This is a genomic window from Streptomyces sp. RLA012 (assembly GCF_056270325.1).
Map to the genome: position 1 here is coordinate 928,644 of NZ_JBWDPA010000002.1, position 12,795 is coordinate 941,438.

The window sequence follows — 12,795 nt, forward strand, 5'->3', positions numbered from 1 at the left end:
TCTCCTGCCCCGCACACGCCGGACCGCGAAGAAAGTGAGACTCACCCCTTGCACGAGTGGGGCTCGCCTGGATTACTGATCCCGAACACATCGACCGAATGATCGGTCGTCCGGATTGGTGCGGTTGGCGAGGGAGAAGTCCCCATGGCGGATTCCACGTGGTCGGATGCCGGAAAGGGCCTGCTGGACGCGGGTGAGCGGCTCGACGCCGAGGCGCTGCGGGCGCTGCAGCTGGAGCGACTGCGGGTGTCGTTGCGGCGCGCGTACGAGAACGTGCCCTTCTACCGGGACTCCTTCGACAAGGCCGGTGTGCATCCGGACGGCTGCCGCTCCCTCTCCGATCTGGCCCGCTTCCCGTTCACGGCGAAGGCGGACCTGCGCGAGAACTACCCGTACGGGATGTTCGCCGTGCCCCAGGATCAGATCCGCCGCATCCACGCGTCGAGCGGGACCACCGGGCGCCCCACCGTCGTCGGTTACACGGAGAACGACCTGTCCATGTGGGCGGACATGGTGGCCCGCTCGATCCGGGCGGCGGGCGGCCGCCCCGGCGACAAGGTGCACGTGGCGTACGGCTACGGCCTGTTCACCGGCGGCCTCGGCGCGCACTACGGCGCCGAACGTCTCGGCTGTACGGTGATCCCCGCGTCCGGGGGTATGACGGCACGCCAGGTCCAGCTGATCCAGGACCTCAAACCCGAGATCATCATGGTGACCCCCTCCTACATGCTGACGCTCCTCGACGAGTTCGAGCGGCAGGGCGTCGACCCGCGGGGCACCTCGCTCCGCGTGGGGATCTTCGGCGCGGAGCCGTGGACGGAGGAGATGCGCAGCGAGATCGAGGAGCGGTTCGCGATCGACGCGGTCGACATCTACGGCCTGTCCGAGGTGATCGGCCCGGGCGTCGCCCAGGAGTGCGTGGAGACCAAGGACGGGCTGCACATCTGGGAGGACCACTTCTATCCGGAGATCGTCGACCCGATCACGGGGGAAGTGCTGCCGGACGGCGAAGAGGGTGAGTTGGTGTTCACCTCGCTGACCAAGGAGGCCATGCCCGTCGTCCGCTACCGGACCCGGGATCTGACCCGGCTGCTGCCCGGCACCGCGCGTGTCTTCCGCCGGATGGAGAAGATCACCGGCCGCAGCGACGACATGGTCATCCTGCGCGGTGTCAATCTCTTCCCGACCCAGATCGAGGAGATCGTGCTGCGCACCCCGGGCGTAGCCCCGCACTTCCAGCTGCGGCTGACCCGTGAGGGCCGCCTCGACGCGCTCACCGTACGGGCCGAGGCCCGGCCCTCCGCCACGCCCGACATCCGCGATGCCGCCGCCCGCGCCATCACGGCGGCGGTCAAGGACGGGATCGGTGTCTCGGTCACGGTCGAGATCGTCGAGCCGGAGTCACTGGAGCGGTCGGTGGGGAAGATCAGGCGGATCGTGGACCTGCGCGGCCACGAGGCCCCCGAGGCCCACTAGCCCCTCTCCCGCGCCGCCACCAGCCTCCCGGGTCACGGGTACGTCGCGCGCTCCTAAGCCTCGCCGAAGCGGTCCCTCAGCTCGCGTTTGAGGATCTTCCCACTGGCGTTGCGCGGCAGCTCGTCCACGAACAGCACCTTCTTGGGTGCCTTGAAGCGGGCGAGCTTCTCGCGTGCGTGCGCGAGGAGTTCGGCCTCGGTGACCTCGCCGCGGGCGACCACGACCGCCGTGACCGCCTCGATCCACCGCTCGTCGGGAAGCCCGATCACCGCCACCTCGGCGACCGCCTGATGCGTGTAGAGCGCGTCCTCCACCTGACGTGAGGCGACCAGGACGCCACCGGAGTTGATGACGTCCTTCACCCGGTCCACGACGGTGAAGTACCCGTCCTCGTCGCGCACGGCCAGGTCCCCGGAGTGGAACCAGCCGTCACGGAAGGCCTCGGCCGTCTCCTCCGGTTTGTCCCAGTAGCCTTCGCACAACTGCGGTGAGCGGTAGACGATTTCGCCCTGCTCGCCGTCGGACACCTCCGTGCCGGAGCCGTCGACGAGCCGAGCCTCGACGAAGAGCACGGGCCGCCCGCAGGAGTCCATCCGCCCCTTGTGCTCGTGGGGGCCGAGGACCATGGACAACGGGCCGATCTCGCTCTGTCCGAAGCAGTTGTAGAACGCCAGCGTCGGCAGCCTCTCCCGCAGTCGCTCCAGGACGGGCACCGGCATGATCGACGCCCCGTAGTACGCCTTGCGCAGCCCGCTCAGGTCGCGGGTCGCGAAGTCGGGGCGGTTGGACAGCCCGATCCACACGGTGGGCGGGGCGAACACGCTGTCCGCGCGGCCCGCCTCCACCAGGTCGAAGATCTGCTCCGCGTCGGGCGCGTCGAGGATGACGTTCACGGCGCCGACCGCGAGGTAGGGCAGCAGGAACACATGCATCTGCGCCGAGTGGTAGAGCGGCAGCGAGTGCACGGGCAGATCGCCGGCCTGCAGATCGAGGGCGGCGATCGCGCTCAGGTACTCGTGCACCAGCGCCCGGTGCGTCATCATCGCGCCCTTGGGCAGCGCGGTGGTGCCCGACGTGTACAGCAGCTGGGTCAGATCGTCGCCACCCGGCTCGGGACCGTCGTACGGCGTGGTCGTGGGGAGTCGGGCGAGCAGCGAGTCGTCGGCGTCGCGCAGGGGCAGTACGTTCGTCGCCCCGGGCAGGTTCCCGGTGAGGTCCGGATCGGCCAGGACGAGTCCGCAGCCGGCCTGGTCGACGATGTACGCCAGATCGTCACCGGTCAGGTTCTGGTTGACCGGCACGTGCACCAGCCCGCCGCGCGCGCAGGCGAGGAAGCCGATCAGGTACGCGTCCGAGTTGTGGCCGTAGGCGCCGACGCGGTCGCCCGGTGCCAGTCCCGAGGAGCGCAGCACCTGGGCCGCGCGGGAGACGGCCTCGTCGAGTTCGGCGTAGGTCCAGGACCGGTCGCGGTAGTGGACCGCGACGCGCTCCGGGATCCGCCGGGCGCTGCGCCGCAGCACCCCGTCGACCGTGGCGCTCCGGCCCGCCGCCATGGGACTCCGTCCCGCCGCAGTGGGGCTGTGACCCGCCGTCATGACCTGCTCCTTCGTCCGTCCGCTCTGGCGTGATACTCGTTCCGGCCCGCGAGCGGGGTCAAGCGTCCCGCGCCCTTCACGCGAAGCTGGTCGGCCCCGCGGCGGGACATACCGACACCCGGTCAAACGTCTGTGCCGGTCGTTGCGCTCAATGGCGGGCTCTTGGTCGTGGAGAACTGGAACAGCGCGAACACCGAGCTGGGCCACGGCAAGGACGGCGCCCTGACCGGCCCGGACAGGGCGCACGCCGAAACCAGGCTGCCACGGCCGTGTCCCGGTCCGGTTACCGTCTCGGTCCTGCGACGGCGTAGGCCCCGGTGCCGACGACCGTGAGGACCAGGGCCGTCCAGGTGCCCGCCGCCGTGCCGGGTGGCAGCAGCATCCAGGTCGCCACCTGCATCGGCGTACTCGTCGGGGGCGGGGCGAAGAACGAGAACGAGAGCCAGGCGAACGGCAGCGTCCATGCGTACTGGCCGCCCGAGAGCGCCGCGCCCAGGGCGACCAGTCCCGTCAGGCCCGCGCTGTCCCGGACGACGAACGCGGTGGTGGCCATGGACTCGCCCATTGTCTGCACGGTCAGCAGCACGGTGCCGACGACCACGCCGGCGAGCAGCACGTGTGCCGCTCTGCGGGGCACCCAGCGGATCGCGGCCGTCCGGTCCAGCGCGAGGTCCTGCCCGCCGAGCCCGATCGAGGCTGCCATCGCCCCCGTGGCGAGGACGAGCACGGGCAGCCGCGGATCGCCGGGTCCCCCGCTGCCGTCCCGGGCGAGTGCCCACACCGCCACCGCGCTGATCACCACCGCGGCGAGCGACGCGGGTACCTGACGCGAGCGCGCGTACAGCGTCAGCCATCTCACCGGGACGCACCGCCGGACAGGACGTCGAACGCGTCGCCCTTGCAGGAGAGCGCGGCGGCGCGCATCGCGGTGATCCGCGAGAGCTGCTCGGCCCGCGGCAGCGCCTTGAGTTCCTTCCACACCGGGCGGGTCTCGGCGTCGGCCTCGCGGCGCAAACGTGCCGGCATGGTGCCGGGAAGCGGCCTGAGGTCCCCGAGGACCCAGCCCACCGCGACGGTCTGCGCGAATTCATCTCCCCCAAAGCTGCTCCAGCCGACGGGGGAGCACCCTGGCACCATGCCTTTGGCGATCAGGGCCCGGGTCAGCTCCTGGCCCTTCGCGGCGGCGACGGTGTCGTCGTCGAAGTCGAAGAGCACGGTCTTGCGGGACCACTTCGGTGTGGAGCCTTCCGGCAGTACGGCGGTGTTCTCACGGAGCGAGACCGGCGCCTGGCCGCCCAGGGCGCCGTGCAGCAGGCGCAGCGCCTCCTTACCGGGACCCGCCAGGTCGGCGAGTCGTGCCTGGTGCATCTTCGTCACGCACACCGGGCCGTCGCACACCAGCGCCGCGGCGGCCTCGTCGACGACATAGATCCGGCGCGGGTCGGAGGGCAGGACGAGCAGGGCGAGCGCCGCGCCCGCCAGGACGGGCGTCAGGGCGATCAGCCGGGCGCGCGGGGTCGCGGCGACCAGCAGCGCGAAGCCGGTCGCGGCCATGCCGAGCAGCCAGATCGTCTGCCCGACGTGCACGGAGGCGGAGAGCGTGACGAACACATCGCGCACCTCCTCCACCGCCGGTGACAGCAGCGAGACCCGGTTCGGCTCCGTGCCCGGGATCCCCGACGCCGTCTCCGTCTCCGTCCGGCCCAACGACATGTACATGAGGGCCGTGAACACGAAGGCGCCCATGGCCAGCGCGGGCGGGGTGAGCGCGGACGGCAGGGCCCGGCCGGCCCCCATGCCCAGCACGGCCCCCGCGACGAGAGAGAGTGCCCCCACCAGCGAGATCGGCAGCCACCCCAGGTGCGTGTACTCGGTGTTGGCCACCACCTGGACCGCGCCCACGAGGACGAGGAGCGCGAAGGCCGAGGCCAGCGTGATCGCCGTAGCGCCCGCGAGCGTGGCCGCGCGGTGCCGGGCGGGCCGCGGCGTGCTCGTCAGCAGCTCGGACATCTTCGAGCGGTGGTCGCGCAGACCCTGCAGCGCCCCGAGCCCCACGGCGAGCGGCCACAGGTAGAACAGCAGGGCGCGGGTCCACAGGGCCATGGACGTCCACTGGGCCGTCCACAACGCGGTGCCCTTCCACCACGGTCCGGAAAGCAGGTACAGGTACGCCAGCGCGGTCGCCAGGACCACGGCGCCGGCCCAGGGGGCGACGGAACGCCTCAGCTCGATACGCAGGACGCGGATGCTCACCAGGCGCCCCTTCCCTGCTCGGTGTTGGAGAGCAGTGCCGAGTAGCCGCGCTCCAGCGGGCTGTCACCCGCGTGGTCGGGGCCGCCCGCCGCTGCCAGTTCGTCCGGGGTGCCCTGGAAGACCAGCCGACCCTCGGCGAAGAGCACCACATCGGTGCAGGCGGCGGCGACGTCCTCCACCAGATGGGTCGAGACGAGCACGCAGGTGTCCGTACCCAACTCCTGCAGCAGCTCGCGGAAGCGCAGCCGCTGCGCCGGGTCCAGGCCGGCCGTCGGCTCGTCCAGCAGCAGGATCGTCGGGTCGTTGACGATGGCCTGGGCGATGCCGACCCTGCGCACCATGCCGCCCGACAGGGCCTTCATCTTCTCGTCGGCGCGGTCCGCCAGGCCCACCCGCTCCACGGCGCGCTGCACCGCCGCGGGGATGTCCGCCTTGGGCACCTCCTTCAGCCACGCCATGTACTCGACGAACTCGCGCACCGTGAAGCGCTTGTAGTAGCCGAACTCCTGCGGCAGATAGCCGATCCGGCGGCGCAGCGCACGGTGCTCGCCCATGCCGCCCGCGGACTCGCCGAGCAGCTCCAGGGTGCCCTCCGTGGGGCGCAGTACGGTGGCCAGCGTCCGGATGAGGGTGGTCTTGCCCGCCCCGTTGGGGCCGAGGAGTCCGTGTACGCCGGTGCCCAGCGACAGGTCGAGGCCGTCGACGGCCATCCGTTTCCTGCCGACCCTGACCTTCAGTCCGGTGGCCTGGATCTCCCAGGCGTAGGCCGTCGGTGCGATGTCGGCCGCGCTCACGGCGGACGTCATGTGTGTTCCCTTCCGGTGTTCTTTGCGGTGTTCTTTGCGATGTTCTTTGCGGTGTTCTTTGCGATGGTCATCGATGGGCTCCCAGCACGGAGTACGCGCCTCTGCGGGCGATCACGACACCGATGCCGAGTGCGAGGATCAGCCCCCACGCGGGCAGACCGCCCGTCTGCAGGGCGAAGGTCGTACGACTGGTGGCCAGGGTCGGCGCCACGACCACGGCGGCCCACACGGCGGCCAGCACTACGGCGGCGCGGGTCACACCGACAACACCGCCGAGCGCCAGCGTCGTCGCCGTGAAGGCCAGACAGGGCAGCAGCCACTGAGCCACCATCACCCCCGTCACCCATCCGCCCACCAGCAGCGCGGGGACGACCACGCCGAGCACGGACGCGGTGCGCCGCAGCACCAGATACAGCCCGGCCCTGGGCACCGAGGCCGTCAGTTCGTAGGCCGGGTCCAGACCGCGCGACCAGGACGCCGCGACGCCGAGCACGGGCAGGACCGGCGCGAGCAGCAGCACCAGCGACACCTCGCCGGAACCGGTGTCGACCAGGTCGAGCAGCAGGGCCAGCAGCGTCACGCCCACGACCATGGCCAGCCACGGCACCATCGTGGGCGTCATCCACCTCGACAGCCGCGCCGACCAGCGCCGTCCGCGCGGCATCGTGGCGGTGACCGCCAACTGGGGTTCGAGGCCGGACCACACCGCGTCGACCAGCGACACCACGGCGGGCACCTCGGCACCGACAGCGGCAGACAGCCGGTCACGGCACACCCGGCATGCCTCCAGATGGGCCTCCACGGCCCACACCTCGTCGGCGGCGAGGTCCGTGCCGCCGCGCGCGTAACCCTCGATGATCCGCATCGACGCATGTTCCACACTCATGCCAGCGCCCTCCGCATGGCGATCCGGGCCCGGCGGGCACGCGTCTTGACCGTACCCTCGGGCAGCCCGAGCAGGACCGCGGTCTCCCGGACGGACAACCCGTCGAGCACCATGGCCTGCAGTACCTGTCTCAGTTCCGGCGCGAGGCACCGCAGCGCGTCCCCGACATCACCGCCGACGGTCGCCGCGAGCGCCTCCTCCTCGGCGGCGGGCACCGCGTCGGGCACAGCGGCGGCCGGCGGCGGCTCCGCGTGGTGCGCCCTGCGCCGGAACGCGTCGACCAGGCGGCGCGCCGCGATCGTCCACAGCCAACCGGTGGCCGTCCCTCCGACCGAGGCCCCGGCGAACGCACCCGCCGCGCGCCACACCGCCAAGTAGGTCTCCTGCATGACCTCCGCGACGATCTGCTCGTCCACGCACCGGCGGCGCAGCCGCACCGCCAGCCACGGCGACGTGCGCCGGTACAACTCCTCGAACGCGGCACGGTCGCCTTGTGCCACCAGCCGGACGAGACGCTCCTCGTCCAGCTCGTGCCGTGCTGCCCTGACTGATTTCACACCCTCTAGACGCCCGAGCCGGGCCGCGGGTTTTCCCCCCGACGTGATCCCCGCCACATGTGGAAAGACCCGTGGGTTCCACTCAACGGAAGTTCGCCGTTACGCGCCTCGTGCCGCAACTGGAGCAGGCACTCGCGGCGTCGGCGGTCGGCCTCGGCACGTCGATCGTCGACTCCGCCGACTACGCCGCCGCGTTCGCCCTCGCCGCCTGGCAGCGCCCGCAGACGCCGACGACCGAGGACGATCTCGCCACGGCGGCCGCGGAGGATTCCCTGGCGGAACGCATCGCCCATGATCGACGGCGCTCACACGTTCATCCCCGCGTACGCCACGCGCCAGGAATGCCGCCTCGCGCGGACCGCCCGGCGCAGTGCGGGTCCGGACAAGAGCGTCGGCGGCGACGGTACCGCGCCCGGGGCGCGCGAGGCCGACCGACTCGTGGCCGACCGAGGTGAGCAGCGGGACGAGCGCCCATCGCCCGTCCGGCGACTCCGTCGGAGCCGGCGACTCCGGCGGCTCCGACGGCTCCGACGGCCGGCGTTTCGGCATCAGGACGGGCGAGTGCGGCTGCGCGCGACGGGCCACCGGCATGACCCGTACCGCATCGCCGGCGATCACACCGCTCGCGTACGGCCCTCCCAGTACGGATCCCGCAGCCGCCGCTTGTACAGCTTCCCGTTCGGGTCGCGCGGCATCGACTCGATGAAGTCGACGGTCTTGGGGCGCTTGTATCCGGCGAGCTGCCGCTCGCAGTGGCCGAGGATGTCGGCGGCGAGCGCCGGGCCGGGCTCATGGCCCGGGGCGGGCTCGACGACGGCCTTGACCTCCTCGCCCCAGTCGTCGTGCGGGATGCCGAAGGCGGCCGCGTCGGCGACGGCGGGGTGGGTGAGCAGCGCGGCCTCGATCTCGGCCGGGTAGATGTTGACGCCGCCCGAGATGATCATGTCGATCTTGCGGTCGCGGAGGAAGAGATAGCCGTCCTCGTCCAGACAGCCGAGGTCGCCCACGGTGAAGAAGTCGCCGATGCGGTTCTTCTTCGTCTTGTTCTCGTCCTTGTGGTACGAGAATCCGCCGGTGCTCATCTTCATGTAGACGGTGCCGAGTTCACCGGGCGGCAGCCGGTTGCCGTCGTCGTCGAAGACGGCGAGTTCGCTGATGGGCCACGCCTTGCCGACCGTGCCGGGCTTCTTGAGCCAGTCCTCGGTGGTCGCGAAGGCGCCACCGCCCTCGCTGGCCGCGTAGTACTCCTCGACGCTGTGGCCCCACCACTCGATCATGGCCCGTTTCACATGGTCCGGGCACGGGGCGGCGCCGTGGATGGCGTGCCGCATCGACGAGACGTCGTAGCGTTCCTTCACTTCGCCGGGCAGCGCCAGCAGTCGGTGGAACTGCGTCGGGACCATATGGGTGTGCGTGCAGGCGTGGGCGTCGATGACGCGGAGCATCTCCTCGGGCGTCCACTTGTCCATCAGCACCAGGCTGTGGCCGATGTGCAGTGAGGCGCCCGCGAATTGGAGTACGGCGGTGTGGTAGAGCGGCGAGCACACCAGGTGGACGTTGTCGTCGTGGGGCTTGATGCCGAAGATGGCGAGGAAGCCGCCGAGGTACGTCTCCTCGGGGAGCTTGCCGGGCAGCGGGCGCCGGATGCCGCGTGGGCGGCCCGTGGTGCCCGAGGTGTAGTTCATGACCCAGCCGAGGGTGCGGCCGTCGGGCGCCGACTCGGGCTGTCCGTCGAGGAGTTCGGCGTACGGCCGGAAGCCCTCCACCGTGCCGACCGCGTATCGCTGCGCCGCGGGGAGTTTCGCCTCGTCGGCGGCGTGCCGGGCGGCGTCGGCGAACCGTTCGTGGGCGATGAGCACCTTCGCCCCCGAGTCCGAGACGATCCAGGCGATCTCGGGGCCGACCAGGTGGTGGTTGACCGGCACGAGATACAGGCCCGCCTGCGTGGCGGCGAGGTAGGCGACGAAGAACTCGACGCTGTTGGGCAGGACGATCGCGAAGGAGTCGCCGCGCTCCAGCCCTGCCGCGCGCAGCCCGTGCACGAGTTGGTTGGCCGCGGCGTGCAGCCGGGCGGCGGTCCACTCGTCCCCGTCCGGGGTGATGAGGACCGTCCGGCCGGGGTCGGCGGCGGCCTGGGCCCAGAAGCCGTTCGGCGAGGTGCTCGTCACGAGGCGCTCCTTCCGGCGATCCGGTTGATGCGGTCGACCGCGCGCTCGAAACCGCGCGTGAGGTCGTCGAAGACTTCCTGCACACTGCGCTCGCTGTTCATCCGGCCCACGATCTGCCCGACGGGGGTGCCGAGCAGCGGCTCCACCTCGTACTTCTGGATGCGGGAGACCGCCTCGGCCACCAGCAGTCCCTGGAGCGGCATGGGGAGCGTGCCGGGACCGTTCGGGTCGTCCCAGGCGTCGGTCCACTCGGTGCGCAGCTGGCGCGCCGGCTTTCCGGTCAGCGCGCGCGAGCGCACGGTGTCGCCGGACCCGGCGGCGAGCAGCTTCCGGGTCACGCCGGGCGCGTGCATGTCCGCTTCCCGGACGGTCAGCCACAGGGAGCCGAGCCATACGCCCTGCGCGCCGAGGCTGAGCGCGGCGGCCACCTGCTGTCCGCTGCCGATGCCGCCCGCCGCCAGTACGGGCAAGGGGTCGACGGCGTCGACGACTTCGGGCGTGAGGACCATCGAGGCGATCTCGCCGGTGTGGCCGCCCGCCTCGTACCCCTGCGCGACGACGATGTCGATGCCCGCCTCGGCATGCTTGCGCGCGTGCCGGGCGCTGCCCGCGAGGGCCGCGACCAGCACTCCGCGTTCATGGGCGCGCTCGACGACGTCGGCGGGCGGTGAGCCCAGCGCGTTGGCGAGCAGCTTGATCGGATAGTCGAAGGCGACGTCGAGCTGGGTGCGGGCGACCTGTTCCATCCAGCCGGTGATGCGCCACCCGGACGCCTCTCCCTCGGCGAGTTCGGGCACACCGTACTTGGCGAGGGTGTCCTTGACGTACTGCCGGTGCCCTTCGGGGATCATCGCCTCGACATCGGCCTCCGTGACCCCTTCCACCTTCTTGGCGGGCATCACGACGTCCAGGCCGTACGGCCTGCCGTCGATGTTCGCCTCGATCCAGTCGAGGTCGCGCTTGAGGTCGTCGGGGGCGGTGTAGCGGACCGCGCCGAGCACACCGAGACCGCCCGCACGGCTGATGGCCGCTGCGACGGCGGGAAACGGCGTGAAGCCGAAAATGGCGTGCTCGACTCCCAGTTCCTTGCTCAGCTCCGTCTGCATGGCCGCAGGATGCCGCAGTCCTCCGGACGAGGGAAGACCTTTTCTGATGCTCCGTCAGTTTTCTGGTCGACCGTTCGCGCCGGCCGTTCGTGCCGGCCGTTCGTGCCGGCCGTTCACGTCGACGGTTCACGTCAACGGTTCACGTCAACGGTTCACGTCAACCGTTGGCGCCGACCGTTGGCGCCGACCGTTGGCGCCGACCGTTGGCGCCGACCGTTGGCGCCGACGGACTCCCGGCGCGGCCTAGCAGCGTCCCAGGTCCTCCTGGAGTACGGCCATGGCCGCGTTGTGCCCGGGCACCCCGCTCACGCCGCCGCCGCGTACGGCGCCCGCCCCGCACAGCAGGACGTTCGGGTGCCGGGTCTCGACGCCCCAGCGGCCCGTGCCCTCTTGCGCGTAGGGGAAGGCGAGGTCGCGGTGGAAGATGTTGCCGCCGGGCAGCCGCAGATCGCGCTCCAGGTCGAGCGGGGTCTTCGCCTCGATGCAGGGGCGGCCGTCCGCGTCGGTGGCCAGGCAGTCGGCGAGCGGTTCGGCGAGGTGGGCGTCCAACTGCGCCAGGGTCGACTTCAGCAGCTCCGCCCGTACGGCGTCGTTGTCCCGCTCGAACAGCCGGGCCGGCGTGTGGAGGCCGAAGAGGGTGAGGGTCTGATAGCCCCGGTCGACGAGGTCCTGGCCGAGGATGCTCGGGTCGGTGAGCGAGTGGCAGTAGATCTCGGAGGGCGGCACGGTGGGCAGCTCGCCGGACGCCGCCTGCGCGTGGGCGGTCGCCAGTTGCTCGTAGCCCTCGGCGACGTGGAAGGTGCCGGAGAACGCCTCGCGCGGGTCGACGGAGGTGTCGCGCAGCCTCGGCAGCCGCTTGAGCAGCATGTTCACCTTGAGCTGGGCGCCCTCGGCCGGGGTCGGCGGCTCGTCGCCGGTGAGGCGCGCGAGCTCCTGCGGCGAGGCGTTCACCAGGACGTGCCGGGCCGCGACCACGCCCTCGCCGTCCGCGGTCCGGTAGGTGACCTCGGCGGCCCGGCCGTCGGTCTCGATCCGCACCGCCTCATGGCCGGTCGCGATCGCCGCGCCCGCGGTGCGCGCCGCCGACGCGATCGCGTCGGTGAGGGCGCCCATGCCGCCGACCGGCACGTCCCAGGCGCCGGTGCCACCGCCGATGACGTGGTAGAGGAAGCAGCGGTTCTGCCGCAGGGAGGGGTCGTGGGCGTCCGCGAAGGTCCCGATGAGGGCGTCGGTGAGGACGACACCGCGGACGAGGTCGTCGGCGAAGTACTCCTCCACGGCGACGCCGACCGGCTCCTCGAAGAGCGCCCGCCAGGCTTCTTCGTCGTCGACGCGGGCGCGGAGTTCCTCGCGGGTGGGGAGCGGTTCGGTGAGCGTCGGGAAGACCTGCTGGGCGACACGGCCGGTCATGCCGTAGAAGCGCTGCCAGGCCTCGTACTCGCGCTCCGAGCCGGTCAGCCGCGCGAAGGCCTCGCGGGTGCGACGCTCGCCGCCGCCGACGAGCAGTCCGGTGGGCCGTCCGTCACGTTCGACAGGGGTGTACGAGGACACGGTGCGGCCGCGCACCCGGAAGTCGAGGCCCAGATCCCGCACGATCTTCCGGGGCAGCAGGCTGACCAGGTACGAGTAGCGCGACAGCCGCGCGTCGACCCCGGCGAACGGCCGGGTGGACACGGCGGCGCCGCCGGTGTTCCCCAGGCGCTCCAACACCAGCACGGACTGGCCGGCCCGGGCCAGGTAGGCGGCGGCGACGAGGCCGTTGTGGCCCCCGCCGACGATCACGGCGTCGTATCCCTCGTGTGCAGGCATGCCTTCTTCGTAGCACGCGATGATCTAGGACGGCCAGAGCTGCGCGCAGCCAGCGGTCCCCCGAACGGGTCGGGCGGCGGCTGACCGCCCAGGCCGCCGAGCCGCGCCCCAGCACCCCAGGACCTCAGCGGCTCAGCAG

Annotated in this window: 11 protein-coding genes; 2 read left to right on the top strand and 9 right to left on the bottom strand. The window is 71.6% G+C overall.

From position 1 onward, the window contains the following. Positions 1–144 precede the first annotated feature (144 nt). Positions 145–1,476, top strand: coding sequence for a phenylacetate--CoA ligase PaaK (gene paaK / locus RV986_RS04665; RefSeq protein WP_475916166.1), 1,332 nt, complete (start codon positions 145–147; stop codon positions 1,474–1,476). A 53-nt stretch (positions 1,477–1,529) separates the two neighbouring features. Here paaK and RV986_RS04670 read toward each other — a convergent pair whose 3' ends face one another. The 6 genes from RV986_RS04670 to RV986_RS04695 all read right to left on the bottom strand — a co-directional run bounded on the left by RV986_RS04670 (position 1,530) and on the right by RV986_RS04695 (position 7,573). Further along, positions 1,530–3,071 carry an acyl-CoA synthetase gene (locus RV986_RS04670; protein WP_475916167.1) on the bottom strand — a complete coding sequence of 514 codons (1,542 nt, stop codon included), beginning with the start codon at positions 3,069–3,071 and terminating at the stop codon, positions 1,530–1,532. Between the two features lie 283 nt (positions 3,072–3,354). Then, positions 3,355–3,930, bottom strand: coding sequence for a hypothetical protein (locus tag RV986_RS04675; protein ID WP_475916168.1), 576 nt, complete (start codon positions 3,928–3,930; stop codon positions 3,355–3,357). Further along, a complete protein-coding gene (locus RV986_RS04680) occupies positions 3,927–5,324 on the bottom strand; it encodes a hypothetical protein (protein WP_475916169.1) in 1,398 nt (465 codons plus the stop codon). The genes RV986_RS04675 and RV986_RS04680 overlap by 4 nt, the downstream gene beginning before the upstream one ends. Beyond that, a complete protein-coding gene (locus tag RV986_RS04685) occupies positions 5,321–6,130 on the bottom strand; it encodes an ABC transporter ATP-binding protein (protein ID WP_475916170.1) in 810 nt (269 codons plus the stop codon). The genes RV986_RS04680 and RV986_RS04685 overlap by 4 nt, the downstream gene beginning before the upstream one ends. Before the next feature lie 67 nt (positions 6,131–6,197). Continuing rightward, complete coding sequence (locus RV986_RS04690; RefSeq protein ID WP_475916171.1) at positions 6,198–7,016, bottom strand: zf-HC2 domain-containing protein; 819 nt, start codon at positions 7,014–7,016, stop codon at positions 6,198–6,200. Beyond that, positions 7,013–7,573, bottom strand: coding sequence for an RNA polymerase sigma factor (locus RV986_RS04695; RefSeq protein ID WP_475916172.1), 561 nt, complete (start codon positions 7,571–7,573; stop codon positions 7,013–7,015). Before RV986_RS04695 ends, RV986_RS04690 begins: the two co-directional genes overlap by 4 nt. A 71-nt stretch (positions 7,574–7,644) precedes the next feature. Here RV986_RS04695 and RV986_RS04700 point away from each other — a divergent pair, with 71 nt between their 5' ends. Beyond that, complete coding sequence (locus tag RV986_RS04700) at positions 7,645–8,028, top strand: hypothetical protein (RefSeq protein ID WP_475916173.1); 384 nt, start codon at positions 7,645–7,647, stop codon at positions 8,026–8,028. A gap of 159 nt (positions 8,029–8,187) precedes the next feature. Here the strand turns inward: RV986_RS04700 and RV986_RS04705 are convergent, their stop codons facing one another. The 3 genes from RV986_RS04705 to RV986_RS04715 form a co-directional block, all read right to left on the bottom strand. Continuing rightward, positions 8,188–9,741, bottom strand: a complete 1,554-nt coding sequence (locus tag RV986_RS04705) for an acyl-CoA synthetase (RefSeq protein ID WP_475916174.1) — start codon at positions 9,739–9,741, stop codon at positions 8,188–8,190. Then, positions 9,738–10,847: an NAD(P)H-dependent flavin oxidoreductase gene (locus tag RV986_RS04710; protein ID WP_475916175.1), complete on the bottom strand. Its 1,110-nt coding sequence runs from the start codon at positions 10,845–10,847 to the stop codon at positions 9,738–9,740. Before RV986_RS04710 ends, RV986_RS04705 begins: the two co-directional genes overlap by 4 nt. A 243-nt stretch (positions 10,848–11,090) precedes the next feature. Next, the gene (locus RV986_RS04715) at positions 11,091–12,656 is read right to left on the bottom strand and encodes a phytoene desaturase family protein (protein ID WP_475916176.1); all 1,566 of its coding nucleotides are present in this window, start codon (positions 12,654–12,656) and stop codon (positions 11,091–11,093) included. Positions 12,657–12,795 lie beyond the last annotated feature (139 nt).

Excerpts from the sequence above, each read along its gene's own strand:
- paaK (WP_475916166.1), top strand. The coding sequence starts at position 145 with ATGGCGGATTCCACGTGGTCGGATGCCGGAAAGGGCCTGCTGGACGCG.
- RV986_RS04685 (WP_475916170.1), bottom strand. The coding sequence starts at position 6,130 with ATGACGTCCGCCGTGAGCGCGGCCGACATCGCACCGACGGCCTACGCC.
- RV986_RS04690 (WP_475916171.1), bottom strand. The coding sequence starts at position 7,016 with ATGAGTGTGGAACATGCGTCGATGCGGATCATCGAGGGTTACGCGCGC.
- RV986_RS04715 (WP_475916176.1), bottom strand. The coding sequence starts at position 12,656 with ATGCCTGCACACGAGGGATACGACGCCGTGATCGTCGGCGGGGGCCAC.
- RV986_RS04670 (WP_475916167.1), bottom strand. The coding sequence starts at position 3,071 with ATGACGGCGGGTCACAGCCCCACTGCGGCGGGACGGAGTCCCATGGCG.
- RV986_RS04710 (WP_475916175.1), bottom strand. The coding sequence starts at position 10,847 with ATGCAGACGGAGCTGAGCAAGGAACTGGGAGTCGAGCACGCCATTTTC.